We start from the raw sequence: 15,623 nt of genomic DNA, 5'->3' as shown, positions 1-15,623 counted from the left end.
CGGGACGATGGATTGCTTCGTCGCTTCGCTCCTCGCAATGACGGGTGAGATCTACGGCGGCGGCACGTTCGCCACCGGCTTGCGTTGCGCCAGGGTTAGGCGCCACTCTTCGCGCACATTTATGTCAGCCTCAGCGCTTATCGCCCTCGCAGCCAGCGCGTCGAATCTCTCCTGCTCCATCAATTGCGACAGCGCCCAGACCGCTGCGCCACGCACGAGCGGGCTTGCATCGTCAAGCAATCGCTCTGCTTCAACCGCCAGCGCCGCATCCCCGGCATTGCCGATCGCGATCAGCACGTTGCGGACAAACCGGTCACGGCCGATGCGCTTGACCGGCGATTTCGAAAACAGAGCGCGAAATGCGACGTCATCGAGCCGCGCCAACTCCCCTAGCGAAGGCGCGCGCAATTCCGCGCGCGCGGCGAGTTTGGTTTCTCGGCCTTTTTGCGCGAATTTGTTCCACGGGCACACGGCGAGGCAATCGTCGCAGCCATAGATGCGGTTGCCGATGCTCTTGCGAAATTCGTGCGGGATCGGGCCCTTGTTCTCGATCGTCAGGTAGGAAATGCAGCGCCTGGCATCGAGCTTGTAAGGTGCGGGGAACGCAGCAGTCGGGCAGATCTCCTGGCAGGCGTTGCAGGTTCCGCAATGGTCGGTGTCGGCAGTGTCGCGCGGCAGCTCGGCGGCGGTGAAGATCGCGCCGAGAAACAGCCATGAGCCGAACTCGCGCGAGACCAGATTGGTGTGCTTGCCTTGCCAGCCTAGCCCTGCCGCCTGCGCCAGCGGCTTTTCCATCACCGCTGCGGTATCGATGAACACTTTCACTTCCTCGCCCGATGCCGCGACCAGCCACCGCGCCAGCGTCTTCAGCCGCTTCTTGATCACGTCGTGATAGTCGTCGCCCTGGGCATAGGCGGAGATTGCGCCGCGTGTGCGCTTTTCGAGGAGCGCGAGCGGATTGTCATCGGGTCCGTAATTGAAGCCGAGCATGATGATCGACCGCACGCCCGGCCATAGCACGCACGGATCCATCCGCCGCTCGGGCTGAGCGGCGAGCCAGTCCATGTCGCCATGCGCGCCGGCATCGAGGAACTCGCGGAAGTACTTTCCGGCATTGCCGAGCGCGCCGGGATCGGTGACGCCGATGCAATCGAAACCGAGCGTCGCGGCTTCGCGCATGAGCGCGGACTTTAGATCGCTGGCGGAGAGCTTGACGGCCTGGTTCAGAAGTCGAGGTCCACGTAGGTGCGTGACGCCGGCACGCCCGCCAGCCACTCGCTCAAGAGCGGGCGGAACGACGGGCGGGATTTCACCCGCGCGTACCACATCTTTGCCGCTTCGTCCTCGCTCCATGGCACATCGCCCAGATAATCGATCGCCGAAAGGTGCGCCGCGGCGGCGAGATCCGCGTAGCTCAGCCGGTCGCCGGCGAGGAAGTTCCGCGTCTGCGCCAGCCAGCCGATATAGGCCAGATGATAGCGCACATTGGCCTTGGCTGCGCGGATCACATCGGCCGCCGGCGCGCCGCCGCCATTCTCCTCGCTCATGAAACGCTTATAGATGCGCTCGGTTACCAGCGGGTTCGAGGCCTCCTCGAAGAATTTTTCGTTGAACCACGCCATCAGCCGGCGCACCTCGACGCGCTCCGCCATCGACGCCGGCAACAGCCGCCGCTCGCCGGCCTCCAGGCCGTGCGTCTCGTCGAGATATTCGGCGATGACGCCTGCGCCGGGAATCGGCGGAAAACCGTCAGCCATCAGCACCGGCGTGGTGCCCGCGGGATTGAGCACGAGAAACCCTTCACGCCGCTCCCAGGCTCGCTCTTCCACCAGGCGCAGGTCGAGGCCGTGTTCGCCCAGCACCAGGCGAATGAAGCGCGAATGCGGACAGAACGGATGATGATAGAGCGTGTACATGAAATCCTTGAACAATTCGCGGCGACGCTCAAGGAACCCGAGCGGTCGAGCCGCGTCATGCGAATCGCAACACTAGAGCCTATTCGGTTCTGCCTGAAATCAGAACGGAATAGGCTCTAGCCTTTGTTTTGACGCGTTTTGTTTGCGCGAACCGGGATTCAGTTCGCCCGAAAACGCTATAGCCAAGCCGGCGCAAGAGGCAACTGTCTTTGGCGTATTTTTTTGCGATTGCGGCATGGGGATGAATAGGCGAGAAGGACGCGGTTTTTCCAGACAAAACGGACCCCCATCATGATGTCGGATGTAGTGAAGGCGGTGGTTCTCGGCATCATCGAGGGCGTCACGGAATTCCTGCCGGTTTCGTCGACCGGCCATATGCTGGTCGCGCAACGATTCTTCGGGCTTGGCGAGGGCGCGTTCTGGCAGAGCTTTGTCGTGTTGATTCAGCTCGGCGCGATCCTCGCCATCGTCATGCTCTATTTCGTCAAATTGTCGCGCGTCGCGCTTGGCATGTTCACCAACCCCGACGACCGGCGTTTCGTGATCGGCGTATTGCTGGCGTTTCTGCCTGCGGTGGTCATCGGCCTGGTTGCCGGCAAGTACATCAAGGAGTTTCTCTTTAATCCATGGGTGGTGTGCTTCACCCTGATCGTCGGCGGTGCAATTCTGTTGTGGGTCGATCAACTCTATCTCAAGCCGACGCAGCACGATGCCACGCGCTATCCGCTGCTGATGTATCTGTGGATCGGCATTGCGCAATGCGTAGCGATGATTCCCGGCGTGTCGCGCTCCGGCGCCAGCATCGTGGCGGCGATGCTGCTCGGCGGTGACAAGCGATCGGCCGCGGAGTTTTCGTTCTTTCTCGCGATCCCGACCATGATCGGCGCGTTCGCCTATGATTTCTACAAGAACCGCGCCGAGATGACGACCGATCACATCGGCATCATCGCGGTCGGCTTCGTGGTCTCGTTCATCACCGCGGCGATCGTGGTGAAGACGTTCCTCACCTACGTCACCCGCCACGGATTCACGTTCTTTGCGTGGTGGCGCGTCGCCATCGGCGCGCTCGGCCTGATCGCACTGGCGCTGGGGAGGTAGGTCTCTGTCGTCCCCGCGAACGCGGGGACCCATGACCACAAATCTCGATTGTTGAAATGCGCGGGAGCTCCAGCTCAGCATAACCACAGACACCTGTGGTTATGGGTCCCTGCGTTCGCAGGGACGACGAAAACCTACGCGCTCTTCCTTTGAAACTGCCCGGCGGCGCGGAAGCGCCAGAGATATTGCGGGGCGATCGCTTCCATCGCTTCCGGCGTAATGCCGAGCCCCTGCAGCGTCAGGCCAGCCGCCTTCGCTTCGTCCGACACGACATTGTCGACTTGCAGCATCGCCACCTGGTCCGGCGTCAGCTTCAACGGACCCGGCGCGAATTGCAGGAACTGCGACTTTAGCCTCGCCAGTCCCCACGGCAGCGAAATCAGCATGCGCTTGCGGTCGGTGATCTTGAGGATGATTTCCATGATCTCGCGCATGGTCAGCACGTCAGGCCCGCCGAGCTCGTAGGTCGCGCCCGGCTTGGTCTTGTCCTCAGCGGCGTCGGCGACCGCGTTGGCGACGTCGGCGACATAGGCCGGCTGCACCCGCGTCTCGCCGCCGCCGATCAGCGGCAGGAACGGCGATATCCGGGCAAGCGACGCAAAGCGGTTGGTGAACTGATCCTCGGGCCCGAACAGCAGCGACGGCCGCAGGATCGTGGCCGATGGCGCCGCCGCCAGCACGGCCTTCTCGCCTAAAGCCTTGGAGCGGAAATAGGCCGAGGGCGAGTTCTCGTCGGCGCCGATCGCCGATACATGCACCATCTGCGCGCCGATGGCGGCGGCGGCCTTGGCGATGGTTTCGGCGCCTTTGGTCTGCACCGCGTCGAAGGTCTGCGCGCCGCTCTCGGCCAGGGTGCCGACCAGGTTGACCACGGTTTCGGAACCGCGCATCACCGCCTCCACCGAAGCCGGGTAGCGCAGATTGGCCTGCACGGGGTGGATCTGGCCAACGCGGCCGAGCGGTTGCAGGTGCCCGGCCAGTTCGGGCCGCCGCACCGCTACCCGAATCCGATAGCCGCGCTTGGCCAGCGCCCGGACCACGTTTCGCCCCAGAAAGCCCGATCCGCCAAATACCGTGATGAGCGTTTCCAGGTTCGCTGCCGCGTGCGACGTCATCGGGGTCAATTCCTGCCGGTCAAATTCGAAGATATCGGTGGGATTTAGCGGATTCGCGATACGCCAACGTGGGCCCGCTGTACAGCGGATTTCGGATGGCATTGAAGCGATTTGACAAGCGCGTGACTGATCCTTACTAACCCGCCCGGGCCCAGGTGGCGGAATTGGTAGACGCGCTGGCTTCAGGTGCCAGTGGCTTCACGGCCGTGAAGGTTCGAGTCCTTTCCTGGGCACCATTGCCCTTGCCCAAGTATTGCCTCCCAAGTATTGCCCATGCCCAAGTCATGTGAGCGGCTGGCGAGGCGCCGGCCGGACGCGCCCGAACATGGGCCATAGCCGTCCTATTTGATCTGATCGCCGACAGGAGCAGCATCCTGCGGATTCGGCAGCGCAGCGAAACAGCCCCGTTTCCCCACCCGACCGGTTGCCAGCGAGCCGGCTTCCATGGCTAAATGGAACTGTACGTTTGTTTTTAAGACAAGGGATATGCTGCAGTCCGGGCGAGCGTATAATTGCCGCTGGAGAATACCCATGACAGGGACCGTCAGGCTGCCGCGCAAGCTGTCCAAAGAGCGGAAGCCGGCCCTGCCTTCCGGCAGCGGGCTCGTCGTCTTGCGCGAAGCGGGCGATGGCCTGACTGGCGGACAAAATCACGGCGAACTCCGCAATTCCCGTCCTATAAGCCATGCCCAACCGCTCGCCTCCGGCGGTTTCGGGCGCTAGTGTTTCCGCCGAATCGACTGAAGACACGAGGCTTCCCTTCATGACAATCCGCCTGCATCGCGGCGACCTGCCCGATCTGTCCCGCTACAAGGATTCGGTGGCGATCGATACCGAGACCATGGGGCTCAATCCGCATCGTGACCGGCTCTGCGTGGTGCAGATGTCGAATGGCGATGGCAGCGCTGATGTCATTCAGATCCCGAAGGGCCACACCGACGCGCCGAACCTGAAGGCGCTGCTCGCCAATCCCGCCATCACGAAGATCTTCCACTTCGCTCGCTTCGATGTCGCCGTGCTCTACAACACCTTCGGCGTGATGCCGCAGCCGATCTATTGCACCAAGATCGCCTCGCGGCTGAGCCGCACCTATACCGACCGCCACGGCCTGAAGGACCTGGTGCGCGAGGTGCTCAACATCGATCTGTCGAAACAACAGCAGTCGAGCGACTGGGGATCAGAGAGTCTGAGCGAGGCGCAGCTCGCCTATGCCGCGTCCGACGTGCTGCATCTGCATGGCCTTCGCGAGCGGCTCGATGCCATGCTGGCGCGCGAGGGACGCACGGCGATGGCGCAGGCCTGTTTCGATTTCCTGCCGACCCGGGCAAAACTCGATCTCGGCGGCTGGGAGGCCGAGGACATCTTCGCGCATTCGTGACCGGGACCATTTGAAGCGCCTGGCTGCCCGCCTCCGCCCCGTTTCGGTCACACTCATCGCGAGTGTCCGGGCTGCATAATCCCGCGATTGCGGGTAGGATGACGCCCTCTTGGGCGTCTTTGGAGCCGCGGTGAACTCGATACAGAACCCAGCCTTTGCCACCGGAATGGAGGCGCGCTTCGCTGCGGCCGCCCGTCACAGCCGGATGGTGCGGGTGCTGCGGGTCGCGGTTCCGGCAGCCGTGCTGCTGGCCATGGCCGGGATCGTCGTGATCTCGATCTTTAATCCGTTCCGCATCACGGGGCTCTCGAAGCTGCCGGTCGACATGGGCAATCTCGTAGTGTCAGGCACCAAGATCACCATGGAAACGCCGCACCTTGCCGGCTTCTCCACCGACCAGCGCCCATACGAATTGTGGGCCAAGGCGGCGATCCAGGATCTGGCCAACCCCGATCACGTCGAACTCCAGACGCTGCGGGCCAAGGTCATGATGGAGGACAAGAGCACCGTGACGATGGATGCCCGCACGGGGTTTTTCGACAGCAAGCAGCAGATGCTCGACCTGCGAAAGGACATCTTCCTGCAATCCTCCACCGGCTACGAGGCGAAACTGTCGCAGGCCTATGTCGATATCAACAAGGGAACGGTGACCTCGGACGAGCATGTCGACGTGAAATTGCTGAACGGTACGCTCATCGCCGATCGGCTCAGGATCATCAACAGCGGCGAGATCGTGCGCTTCGAAGGCAATGTCGTGATGAACCTGATCATGGAAAGCCCTCCGACGCCTGAGCCTGAGCCCGAGCCGCAGCCAGCGCCCAAGACGCGGTCCATCAGCGGCAAGTCCGCCAACACGAAATGATATCTATGATGCAGTTGTTCTCGCGCAGGTTTGCGGCGGCAGCTCTTGTGCTCGCGTTGACCGCCTCCGATGGCGCCTTCGCGCAAGGTGCCATGTCGGGCGTGCCGAATGCGATGCAGGGTTTTTCGCAAAACCGCGATCAGCCGATTCAAATCGAGGCGGCGTCGCTCGAGATGCGCGACAAGAAAAAGGAGGCGACCTTTTCCGGAAACGTGAAGGTCGTGCAGGGCGATACCACCATGACCTCGAAGTCGCTGGTGGTGTTTTACGATTCCGGTCCGGCATCGGACGCGCCGCCCGTTGCACCCAAGGGATCGAAATCCGCGTCGATGCAGTCCGCGAGCCCCGGGCCTGGCGGCAGCTCGTCTATCCGCCGGCTCGAAGCCAAGGGCTCCGTCGTGGTCACGCAGAAGGACCAGGTCGTGACCGGCGAGACTGCGATTTTCGACACGCGGGCCAACCTCATCACCATGGTGGGCGGGGTCGTGCTGACCCAGTGCAAGAACGTGCTCAAGGGCGACCGCCTCAAGGTCGACATGACGACCGGCGTGTCGCGCGTCGAATCCGACAGCGGCAAGGTGCAGGGCATGTTCATCCAGGGAGAGAATTGCGGGTCGGGATCGGGCGGGTCGAAGCCCGCGCCGGTCCAGATACCCTCGCTGATCCCCGGTAAAAAATAAGCCAGATCAGCGTCTTAAAGATTATTTGGGCCGGTCACGGTTGAAGCCGGTAGCGCGAGCCTGTATCTACAAGGCAGGGCGCACGGCGGGGTGTTTCGCTGGGCAGGGACATCCATTCATTCATGGTTCGCTAGCGAAGCGATTCGCCGGCGGGCGCGTCGCGGAATCACCGTGAAAGGCTTAAGCGAAGCGGGATGGTGGATTTATTCGGCATGTTCCGTCGACGCCCCGCGAAACGCGGCCCTGTAGGCTTTGCGCGTTCGCGCGAGGACATCACCGCGCTCGGCGATTCCTTCGGCGACATGCTGGCGAGCCCGGTGCGCGATGCGCCGCCAATGGCGCGTTCGGCCTCGCTGCCCGGCCTGCAATTGCCGCAGCCCGAGCCCCACGTCGAACCCCGCGAGGAGAGAGCGCGTTCACGGCCACAGGCGCCTCGCGCCAAGGCCAATGGCGGCGAAGCGCCGCGCCTGATCAAGCGGCCCGGCTTTCTCGCTGTGCACAGCGTGGAAAAGAGTTTTGGCACGCGGCAAGTGGTGCGCGGCGTCAGCATCTATGTTCGCCGCGGCGAGGCGGTCGGTCTGCTCGGCCCGAACGGCGCCGGCAAGACCACCGTGTTCTACATGATCACCGGCCTGATCAAGGCGGATCGCGGCGCCATCGAACTCGACGGTCACGACGTGACGAAGCTGCCGATGTATCAGCGCGCGCGGCTCGGCATCGGCTATCTGCCGCAGGAAGCCTCGATCTTTCGTGGCCTCACCGTCGAACAGAATATTCGCGCCGTGCTGGAAGTCGTCGAGCCCAACCGCAAGAAGCGGGAGGCCGAACTCAATTCGCTGCTCGACGAATTCAACATCACGCGCTTGCGCAAATCGCCATCGATCGCGCTCTCCGGCGGCGAGCGCCGCCGCGTCGAAATTGCGCGCGCGCTGGCGACGCGTCCGAACTACATGCTGCTCGACGAGCCCTTTGCCGGCATCGATCCGATCGCGGTCGGCGACATTCAGGACCTGGTCCGCCACCTCACCAACCGCGGCATCGGCGTCCTGATCACCGACCACAATGTGCGCGAAACGCTCGGCCTCACCGACCGCGCCTATATCGTCTATGCCGGTCAGATACTGACCGAGGGCAGTCCGGAAGAGATCGTCAACGATCCGGATGTACGCCGTCTTTACCTTGGTGAGGAATTCCGACTATAGCGCACGACCGCAAAAATATCGGCGGTTCGGTCATAAGGTATTGCGCTCAATCAGGATTTTCTGGCGCGCCCGGGAGCGGCTCGGCTTCCCGCGGTCGCTGATCGCGCCATAGCCCAATTTTCGCATTCGTCAAGGCGTGTACAAGGGCGTTGGACTAATATAAGCAAGAATCGGACCAACTTTTGGTGGATCGGTTCTTGGCCTCATGGCGCTGACGCAGAGATTAGAGTTCCGGCAGTCGCAGTCGCTGGTGATGACGCCGCAATTGATGCAGGCGATCAAGCTGCTGCAACTGTCGAATCTCGACCTCTCGGCTTTCGTCGAGGAGGAATTGGAGCGCAATCCGCTGCTGGACCGGGCCAGCGACGGCCCCGAACCGCCGGTTGCAGGCGAGCCGGTACCCGAACGCGCCGAATTCTCCGATTCCGGCAGCTATGGCGAGGATGGCGGCGGCGATGCCTCCGATATGGGCACCGGCCCAGGGAGCGAGACCTTCGAGCCCGGCCAGGAGGACTGGCTGAACCGCGACCTCGGCAGCCGGACCGAGATCGAGCAGACGCTCGACACCCCGCTCGACAACGTCTTTTCCGAAGAGCCCGCCGAAGCCGCCGCGCGCGCCGCACAGGACGCGGCGCCGACCGCCTACACCGAGTGGGGCGGAGGCGCCTCCAATGACGACGAATATAATCTGGAAGCCTTCGTCGCCGCCGAGGTGACGCTATCCGGCCACCTCGCCGAACAGCTCGCGGTCGCCTTCAGCGCGCCGGCGCAGCGCATGATCGGGCAGTACCTGATCGACCTGGTCGACGATGCCGGCTATCTGCCGCCGGATCTGGGGCAGGCTGCCGAGCGGCTGGGCGCCTCGCAGGCGGACGTCGATGCGGTGCTCGCGGTGCTGCAGACGTTCGATCCGCCCGGCGTCTGCGCGCGGAACCTGAGCGAATGCCTCGCGATCCAGCTCCGCGAACTCAATCGCTACGACCCGGCCATGCAGGCGCTGGTGGAAAATCTCGATCTGCTGGCGAGGCGCGACATTGCGTCGTTGCGCAAACTGTGTGGCGTCGACGACGAAGACATCACCGACATGATCGGCGAGATCCGGCGTCTCGATCCGAAGCCCGGCCTCAAGTTCGGCTCGGCGCGCACGCAGACCATGGTGCCCGACGTCTATGTGCGGCCCGGCCCGGACGGCGGATGGCATGTCGAACTCAACAGCGACACCTTGCCGCGCGTGCTGGTCAATCAGGTCTATTACACCGAGCTGTCGAAGACGATCCGCAAGGACGGCGACAAATCCTATTTCAGCGACTGCCTGCAGAACGCGACCTGGCTGGTGCGCGCACTCGATCAGCGCGCCCGCACCATCCTGAAGGTCGCCACCGAAATCGTCCGCCAGCAGGATGGGTTCTTCACCCATGGTGTCGCGCATCTGCGACCGCTGAATTTGAAAGCGGTGGCGGACGCGATCCAGATGCATGAATCCACGGTGTCGCGGGTCACCGCCAACAAATACATGGCGACCAATCGCGGCAGTTTCGAGCTGAAATATTTCTTTACCGCCTCGATTGCTTCGGCCGACGGCGGCGAGGCGCATTCGGCGGAGGCGGTCCGCCACCACATCAAGCAATTGATCGATGCGGAAGCGCCGAGTGCGATCCTGTCCGACGATACCATCGTGGAACGATTGCGCGAATCGGGCATTGATATTGCCCGCCGCACGGTCGCGAAGTACCGCGAAGCCATGCGCATTCCTTCTTCGGTCCAGCGCCGCCGCGACAAACAGAGCATGCTCGGTAACGCCCTTTCCGCTCCCGCCACTTCCTCCGACCGGTCCCGCGATGCGGCGCCGGCCTGATTGCGTTCGCGTCAGATCGCGATAGTGTCAGGTCCCCGACAGAGCGCGGCCCGGAAAGCGACGCCGGCTTTCCGAATGGGCCACGCTCCGGCAACACCAGAGTAGTCGAGGCATCAAGCGAGGCATCAAATGACCCTTCGAATCTCCGGGAAAAGCATCAGTGTCGGCGAGGCGCTTCGTTCGCGCGTCAGCGAGCGCACCGATGAGGTCTTGAGAAAATATTTCGACGGCAATTATTCCGGCCACATTACGCTGAGCAAGGATGGCTTCGGCTTCCGCACCGATTGCGCGCTGCACCTGGACTCCGGGATTACGCTGGAGGCCGATTCCAATGCTCCCGATGCCTATGCCAGCGCCGACCAGGCGCTCTTGATGATCGAGAAGCGCCTGCGCCGCTACAAGAGCCGGCTAAAGGACCGCTCGGCCCGGAAGGCCTATGCGGCCTCCGCGGCGCTGGCCGAGATCGATACTCCGGTGCTCGATGCGTCGAGCTATGTGCTCGAGGCGCCGACGGGAGGCGACGAGGAGGTCACATCCTATAGCCCCGTCATCATCGCGGAGGCGACCACGTCGCTGAAGCGGCTTTCGGTCAGCGAGGCGGTCATGGAACTCGATCTGACTGGGGCCGCCTGCATCGTGTTTCAGCACGGGTCCAGCGGCCGGGTGAACATCATTTACCGCCGGCCGGATGGCAATGTCGGCTGGATCGACCCTCCCTCGGTTACCCCCTGAGAATCATGCCCATGGCATTGACGCCCCCACTGGCCCTCCCTATGGTCCGCCGCTCTTTAAGCAGGGCGCAGGAACTGGCCCTTCGGGAGTTGGCACCGTGCCTGCGTTGGAGTAGAAGCCGTGCAAATCGGGACCCGGGCTTAACCCCGCCTCCCGTCTCATCTTCTTGACGCCCCGGTTCTAGAACCTATCTCGCAACCTGACGGTTTAATTCACCTCGGAACGCCCCATGACGATTACCGATCTGGTCGCACCCGAGGCGATTCTCCCCGCTTTGAAGGTCATCAGCAAGAAGCAGGCGCTGCAGGAGCTGGCCGCGCGCGCTTCCGCCCTGACCGGCCAGAACGAACGCTCGGTGTTCGAGGTGCTGTTGCAGCGGGAGAAACTGGGCACCACCGCGGTGGGCTATGGCGTCGCCATTCCTCACGGCAAACTGCCGAAACTGGAAAAGCTGTTCGGGCTGTTCGCCAGGCTGGAACGCCCGATCGATTTCGAGGCGATGGACGGCCAGCCGGTCGACCTGATCTTCCTGCTGCTGGCCCCGGAAGGCGCCGGCGCCGATCATTTGAAGGCATTGGCCCGAATCGCCCGGCTGTTACGCGACCAGGACGTCGCCAAGAAGCTGCGCGCCTCCCGCGACGCCCAGGCGATCTATTCGGTGCTGGCGTTGCCGCCGGCGAGCGCAGCGTAATTCCGCGCGTCGGAACGGTTTCCTGGCGGTAGTACGCCAGAATAAACGCAATTTTAAGCTAAATAGCAGCTTATTTCGGGCGCTGGGATTTTTTACTAGGCCCGGAGAACATTGCCATGACGCTGCGCCTGACGATTTCGCGCGCAATTTTGATTTTCGGATTGGTTACCGCCTTAGGACTCGGTGCCGTGATTGCCACCAGCGTTTATGCGCTGTCGCAGCTCAAGGTCGGAGGTCCGCTCTATAGCCAGATCAAGCTCGGCAACGACCTGATCGCCGACATCCTGCCTCCGCCGGAATACGTCATTGAGGCCTATCTCGAGGCCACCCTCGTGCTGCACGATCCGGCGCAGCTTTCGTCGCATCGCGACCGTATTGCGCAGCTCAAGAAGGAATATGACGAGCGGCACGATTTCTGGACCAAATCCGATCTCGATCCGGTGCTGAAGACGAAGTTGGTCGAGAAGTCCGACAGCGAGGTGCGCCGCTTCTGGACCGCAATCCAGGATGGCCTGTTACCTGCGCTCGCCAAGGGCGACGGTACGGCTGCGGCGAAATCCTATGCCGAGATCACCGCACGCTATACCGCGCACCGCGCCATCATCGACGACATTGTCAAGCAGACCAACGAGCAGAACGCGGCGACGGAGGTCGCGGCAACGGGGCGCGTCAGCACGTTCACGTGGGTGCTGTGGGGCGTTTCGGCCGCGGTGTTTCTGGTCATCGGCGCCGGCATTTTCGGTGTGGCATTCGGCGTCATACGCCCCATCGCCGAAATGACCGACGTGATGAAAGGCCTTGCCGGCGGCGATCTCTCTGTCTCGGTCCCGGCCCTCAGCCGCGACGACGAAGTCGGCGCCATGGCGCGCGCGGTTCAGGTGTTCAAGGACAACGCGCTGCGCGTTCAGTCGATGGAACAGGAGCAGGCAAGCCTGAAGTCGAAGGCCGAAGGCGAACGCAAGGCAGCGATGCAGCAGATGGCCGACGGCTTCGATGCCGCGATTGGAAAGATCATTCAGACCGTATCGACCGCCTCGTCCGAACTCGAATCATCTGCCGGACAACTAACCAAGACCGCCGAAGTGACCCAGATGCTCTCGGCAACCGTTGCCTCCGCATCGGAGCAATCCTCGGCCAACGCGCAGTCCGCCGCGGCGGCCGCGGAAGAGATGGCCTCGTCGGTGTCGGAGATCGGCCGCCAGGTCCAGGATTCGCACAAGATATCCCGCGAGGCGGTCAGCCAGGTCCAGCAGACCAATGCGCGGATTGCCGATCTCGCGCAGTCCGCCAGCCGGATCGGCGAAGTGGTCAAGATGATCAGCGCGGTCGCCGAGCAGACCAACTTGCTGGCGCTGAACGCCACGATCGAAGCGGCGCGCGCCGGTGAGGCGGGACGTGGATTTGCCGTCGTCGCCTCCGAGGTCAAGGCGCTTGCCGCGCAGACCGCGAAAGCGACCGAGGAAATCGGCGAGCAGATCGGCCAGATGCAATCGGCGACCAATCAGTCGGTGTCGGCGATCCAGGAAATCGGCGGCACGATCGGCCGCATCGCGGAAATCTCGCAGGCAATCGCGGCAGCGGTGGAAGAGCAGGGTGCAACAACCCAGGAAATCTCGCGCAACGTGCAGCAGGCGGCGCAGGGTGCCACGCAGGTCGCAGGCAGCATCACCGACGTCAACCGCGGCGCGACCGATACCGGCGCGGCATCGACGCATGTGCACGGTCTGGCCCGCTCGCTGCTGGGACAGAGCAATCATCTCAAGGGCGAAGTGGAGAAATTCCTCTCGACCGTCCGCGCGGCCTAGAGCATGATCCGGTAAAGCGCGAAGCGGTTTTCCGAAAAGATCATGCTCAAACAAAGAGATGAGATCATGATGCGATTCTACGAAATCGCATCATGATAAAAGCGGATTGGAATTTGCTATTGACGAAGATACGCGGGCGATGCCCGCGTATCCGAAACCCTCTTCTCGCATTCACTCGGCATCAGACCAGTCGATGCCGGCGAAGCTTCGTCAGTGACAGCAGCAGGTGCTGCGTCAGCGACAGCAGCAAGAGCTGCGTCAGTGCACGCTGACGGCCTGAAGCTCGTTGCTCCATGCGTTGGCGATCGCAGCTTCCCGGCTGTCGGTCAGCATGATCGGGGTGCCGTCGGCGGCATGCAGCGCGAACAGTTTCAGCCCCGGCGCGATTTTCGGCGCCTGCGGAAACAGTCCCGGCACGTCCTCGGAACGGACTTGTTTCACGTAGGCGATATGGCCTTCACCAAGATGGGCCAGCGCCTCAACGGAAACCTTTTCGGATTCGAAGGTCACACTCACGTCACTCATGGTCTCGACTCCTCTGGAGACTAAGCGGTCGAGTCCGCTCCTTGTTCCACTATTATTCGTGCTCATTGATAGCGATTGTCTTAACGACCCTTTCAGGTTCCGGCCTGGCAAGGTCAATCGACAACAGCCCGTTTTTCAAATCCGCGCCCAGCACCTGCATCCCCTCCGCCAGCACGAAGGTGCGCTGGAAGTGGCGCGCGGCGATGCCGCGATGGATGTACTGCCGAGCCTTGTCGTCCTGCTGGCGGCCCCGGATCACGAGTTGGTTTTCCTCAATGGTCACATCGAGTTGGTCACGGGTAAAACCCGCCACCGCCAGCGTGATGCGCAACCGTTCGGGTTGGCCGTTGGCGCGGTCACACCGCTCGATGTTGTAGGGAGGATAGCCGTCGGCGCCTTTGACAACGCGATCGAGCGCACGCTCGATTTCGTCGAACCCAAGCAGGAACGGACTTGATAACGAAGGAACACGAGACATCACAAAGTCCTCTCGAAGCGACTTTGAGGGGCCCTTGCGGCGCCCCATTCAACCGGCCGGCCGACTTGCCGTCCGGTCAGAAGGGAATATGGGGGTGATTTGGGGAGGGTTCAAGCACCTCTGAATGCAGCGTAAATCGGCGATGGTGGGGTTTTCCACCGTCCGGATCATCCCGGAATGACGGATTACCCGCCCACGCGCTTCCTTCCATCGGCGGTAAAGAGATGCAGCTTGTCGGGCGCGGCGACCGCCGTGATTCGCTCGCCGATGGCGGGACCGATGGCGCCGGCAATCCGCACGATGATTTCCCCCGGCGGCAACTCGCCCGGGGTGGCGGCTACCCCCTGCATTTCCTGCTGCCTCGTCCCGTAGACGAATGTCTCGGCGCCGACGCGCTCGATCGCTTCCACGGTGAGGCCGAGCGCCACGCCGCCGGACACCGTTTGGTTCGAGATCACAAAGTCCTCAGGCCGGATGCCGATGATGCCGGCTTCGGCGGCTCTGATATCGCCGGCCAGTTGCGATTTCAATTCGGAGCGCAGCGGCATCAGGTTCATCGGCGGGGCGCCAATGAAGGAGGCAACGAAGGTGGTGGCGGGCCTCTGGTAGATATCCAACGGATTGCCGATCTGCTCGACCTGGCCGCCGTTCATCACCACGAGAATGTCGGCCAGCGTCATCGCCTCGAGCTGGTCATGGGTGACGTAGATCGATGTCGTGGACAGCCGGCGCTGCAATTTGCGGATTTCGACGCGCATGGCGATGCGCAGTTTGGCATCGAGGTTCGACAGCGGCTCGTCGAACAGAAACACCTTTGGCTGCCGCACGATGGCGCGGCCCATCGCCACGCGCTGGCGCTGGCCGCCGGACAATTGCCGCGGCTTGCGTTCGAGCATTGCGCCGAGTTCGAGAATGCGCGCGGCTTCCCCGACGCGCGTCTTGATCTCGTCCTCCGCCATGCCGCGGTTGCGCAGGCCGTAGGCCATGTTGTTGTAGACGCTCATGTGCGGATAGAGCGCGTAGTTCTGGAACACCATTGCGATGTCGCGATCGGCCGGCTCGATCTGGTTGACGACGCGCCCGCCGATATCGATCTCGCCGCCGGTGATGGTCTCCAGCCCCGCGACCATCCGCAGCAGCGTGGACTTGCCGCAGCCGGATGGGCCGACCAGCACGCAGAACTGGCCGTCGCCGACCTCGAAATCGATGCCCTTGATGGCCTCGAAGCCACCAAGGTAGGTTTTGCGGACGTTGCGGAGCGTTACATTGGCCATCGAGTATTCGCC

The 15,623-nt window shown here is 62.7% G+C and carries 16 protein-coding genes and 1 tRNA gene; 11 read left to right on the top strand and 6 right to left on the bottom strand.

The genetic code is table 11. The features are described from left to right. Nucleotides 1-51 precede the first annotated feature (51 nt). Together queG and V1278_RS02845 are read right to left on the bottom strand one after the other, a co-directional pair. Complete coding sequence (queG, locus tag V1278_RS02850) at nt 52-1,275, bottom strand: tRNA epoxyqueuosine(34) reductase QueG (protein ID WP_334365852.1); 1,224 nt, start codon at nt 1,273-1,275, stop codon at nt 52-54. Further along, entirely contained in the window at nt 1,224-1,916 is a 693-nt protein-coding gene (locus V1278_RS02845; protein WP_028347923.1) for a glutathione S-transferase family protein, read from the bottom strand. Before V1278_RS02845 ends, queG begins: the two co-directional genes overlap by 52 nt. 291 nt (nt 1,917-2,207) lie before the next feature. Here V1278_RS02845 and V1278_RS02840 point away from each other — a divergent pair, with 291 nt between their 5' ends. Beyond that, nucleotides 2,208-3,014, top strand: coding sequence for an undecaprenyl-diphosphate phosphatase (locus V1278_RS02840; protein ID WP_334365854.1), 807 nt, complete (start codon nt 2,208-2,210; stop codon nt 3,012-3,014). 134 nt (nt 3,015-3,148) lie between these two features. Here V1278_RS02840 and V1278_RS02835 read toward each other — a convergent pair whose 3' ends face one another. After that, on the bottom strand, nt 3,149-4,129 hold the full coding sequence (locus tag V1278_RS02835; RefSeq protein ID WP_334379639.1) for a complex I NDUFA9 subunit family protein: 981 nt from the start codon (nt 4,127-4,129) through the stop codon (nt 3,149-3,151). 149 nt (nt 4,130-4,278) lie between these two features. On the opposite strand from V1278_RS02835, the gene V1278_RS02830 reads away from it, so the two are divergent. The 10 genes from V1278_RS02830 (at nt 4,279) to V1278_RS02785 (ending at nt 13,334) form a co-directional block, all read left to right on the top strand. Continuing rightward, a tRNA-Leu gene (locus tag V1278_RS02830) sits at nt 4,279-4,365 on the top strand. 295 nt (nt 4,366-4,660) lie between these two features. Continuing rightward, nucleotides 4,661-4,852, top strand: coding sequence for a hypothetical protein (locus tag V1278_RS02825; protein ID WP_334365856.1), 192 nt, complete (start codon nt 4,661-4,663; stop codon nt 4,850-4,852). 40 nt (nt 4,853-4,892) lie between these two features. Beyond that, nucleotides 4,893-5,507, top strand: a complete 615-nt coding sequence (locus tag V1278_RS02820) for a ribonuclease D (RefSeq protein ID WP_334365858.1) — start codon at nt 4,893-4,895, stop codon at nt 5,505-5,507. Nucleotides 5,508-5,637: 130 nt separating this feature from the next. Continuing rightward, complete coding sequence (gene lptC, locus V1278_RS02815) at nt 5,638-6,369, top strand: LPS export ABC transporter periplasmic protein LptC (protein WP_334365859.1); 732 nt, start codon at nt 5,638-5,640, stop codon at nt 6,367-6,369. Continuing rightward, on the top strand, nt 6,366-7,049 hold the full coding sequence (locus V1278_RS02810; protein WP_334365860.1) for an LptA/OstA family protein: 684 nt from the start codon (nt 6,366-6,368) through the stop codon (nt 7,047-7,049). The genes lptC and V1278_RS02810 overlap by 4 nt, the downstream gene beginning before the upstream one ends. A gap of 194 nt (nt 7,050-7,243) precedes the next feature. Further along, complete coding sequence (gene lptB, locus V1278_RS02805; protein ID WP_334365861.1) at nt 7,244-8,251, top strand: LPS export ABC transporter ATP-binding protein; 1,008 nt, start codon at nt 7,244-7,246, stop codon at nt 8,249-8,251. Nucleotides 8,252-8,456: 205 nt separating this feature from the next. Further along, a complete protein-coding gene (rpoN, locus tag V1278_RS02800) occupies nt 8,457-10,106 on the top strand; it encodes an RNA polymerase factor sigma-54 (protein ID WP_334379637.1) in 1,650 nt (549 codons plus the stop codon). A 129-nt stretch (nt 10,107-10,235) separates the two neighbouring features. Beyond that, a complete protein-coding gene (gene hpf, locus V1278_RS02795; protein WP_334379636.1) occupies nt 10,236-10,838 on the top strand; it encodes a ribosome hibernation-promoting factor, HPF/YfiA family in 603 nt (200 codons plus the stop codon). Between the two features lie 229 nt (nt 10,839-11,067). Further along, nucleotides 11,068-11,529, top strand: coding sequence for a PTS IIA-like nitrogen regulatory protein PtsN (gene ptsN, locus V1278_RS02790; protein ID WP_028347914.1), 462 nt, complete (start codon nt 11,068-11,070; stop codon nt 11,527-11,529). A 116-nt stretch (nt 11,530-11,645) separates the two neighbouring features. Beyond that, nucleotides 11,646-13,334: a methyl-accepting chemotaxis protein gene (locus V1278_RS02785; protein WP_334379635.1), complete on the top strand. Its 1,689-nt coding sequence runs from the start codon at nt 11,646-11,648 to the stop codon at nt 13,332-13,334. A 258-nt stretch (nt 13,335-13,592) separates the two neighbouring features. Here V1278_RS02785 and V1278_RS02780 read toward each other — a convergent pair whose 3' ends face one another. The 3 genes from V1278_RS02780 to V1278_RS02770 form a co-directional block, all read right to left on the bottom strand. Continuing rightward, nucleotides 13,593-13,859 (bottom strand): DUF1150 family protein, encoded by a 267-nt coding sequence (locus tag V1278_RS02780; protein WP_028347912.1) that lies wholly within the window; start codon nt 13,857-13,859, stop codon nt 13,593-13,595. A 52-nt stretch (nt 13,860-13,911) separates the two neighbouring features. After that, entirely contained in the window at nt 13,912-14,337 is a 426-nt protein-coding gene (locus V1278_RS02775; RefSeq protein ID WP_028347911.1) for an Hsp20 family protein, read from the bottom strand. A 185-nt stretch (nt 14,338-14,522) separates the two neighbouring features. Further along, a complete protein-coding gene (locus tag V1278_RS02770; protein ID WP_334379633.1) occupies nt 14,523-15,611 on the bottom strand; it encodes a sn-glycerol-3-phosphate import ATP-binding protein UgpC in 1,089 nt (362 codons plus the stop codon). Between the last annotated feature and the right edge of the window lie 12 nt (nt 15,612-15,623).

Origin of the sequence: Bradyrhizobium sp. AZCC 1577 (genome assembly GCF_036924575.1) — a bacterium.
GTDB lineage: Bacteria > Pseudomonadota > Alphaproteobacteria > Rhizobiales > Xanthobacteraceae > Bradyrhizobium.
The sequence above is the reverse complement of the archived record's forward strand: the minus strand, read 5'-3'. Positions and strand labels throughout refer to the sequence as shown.

Coding starts and splice junctions, on each gene's coding strand:
- V1278_RS02840 (WP_334365854.1), top strand. CDS start 2,208: ATGATGTCGGATGTAGTGAAGGCGGTGGTTCTCGGCATCATCGAGGGC.
- hpf (WP_334379636.1), top strand. CDS start 10,236: ATGACCCTTCGAATCTCCGGGAAAAGCATCAGTGTCGGCGAGGCGCTT.
- V1278_RS02770 (WP_334379633.1), bottom strand. CDS start 15,611: ATGGCCAATGTAACGCTCCGCAACGTCCGCAAAACCTACCTTGGTGGC.
- V1278_RS02785 (WP_334379635.1), top strand. CDS start 11,646: ATGACGCTGCGCCTGACGATTTCGCGCGCAATTTTGATTTTCGGATTG.
- V1278_RS02825 (WP_334365856.1), top strand. CDS start 4,661: ATGACAGGGACCGTCAGGCTGCCGCGCAAGCTGTCCAAAGAGCGGAAG.
- V1278_RS02845 (WP_028347923.1), bottom strand. CDS start 1,916: ATGTACACGCTCTATCATCATCCGTTCTGTCCGCATTCGCGCTTCATT.
- V1278_RS02820 (WP_334365858.1), top strand. CDS start 4,893: ATGACAATCCGCCTGCATCGCGGCGACCTGCCCGATCTGTCCCGCTAC.
- rpoN (WP_334379637.1), top strand. CDS start 8,457: ATGGCGCTGACGCAGAGATTAGAGTTCCGGCAGTCGCAGTCGCTGGTG.
- ptsN (WP_028347914.1), top strand. CDS start 11,068: ATGACGATTACCGATCTGGTCGCACCCGAGGCGATTCTCCCCGCTTTG.
- V1278_RS02780 (WP_028347912.1), bottom strand. CDS start 13,859: ATGAGTGACGTGAGTGTGACCTTCGAATCCGAAAAGGTTTCCGTTGAG.
- V1278_RS02775 (WP_028347911.1), bottom strand. CDS start 14,337: ATGTCTCGTGTTCCTTCGTTATCAAGTCCGTTCCTGCTTGGGTTCGAC.
- V1278_RS02810 (WP_334365860.1), top strand. CDS start 6,366: ATGATATCTATGATGCAGTTGTTCTCGCGCAGGTTTGCGGCGGCAGCT.
- V1278_RS02835 (WP_334379639.1), bottom strand. CDS start 4,129: ATGACGTCGCACGCGGCAGCGAACCTGGAAACGCTCATCACGGTATTT.
- lptB (WP_334365861.1), top strand. CDS start 7,244: ATGGTGGATTTATTCGGCATGTTCCGTCGACGCCCCGCGAAACGCGGC.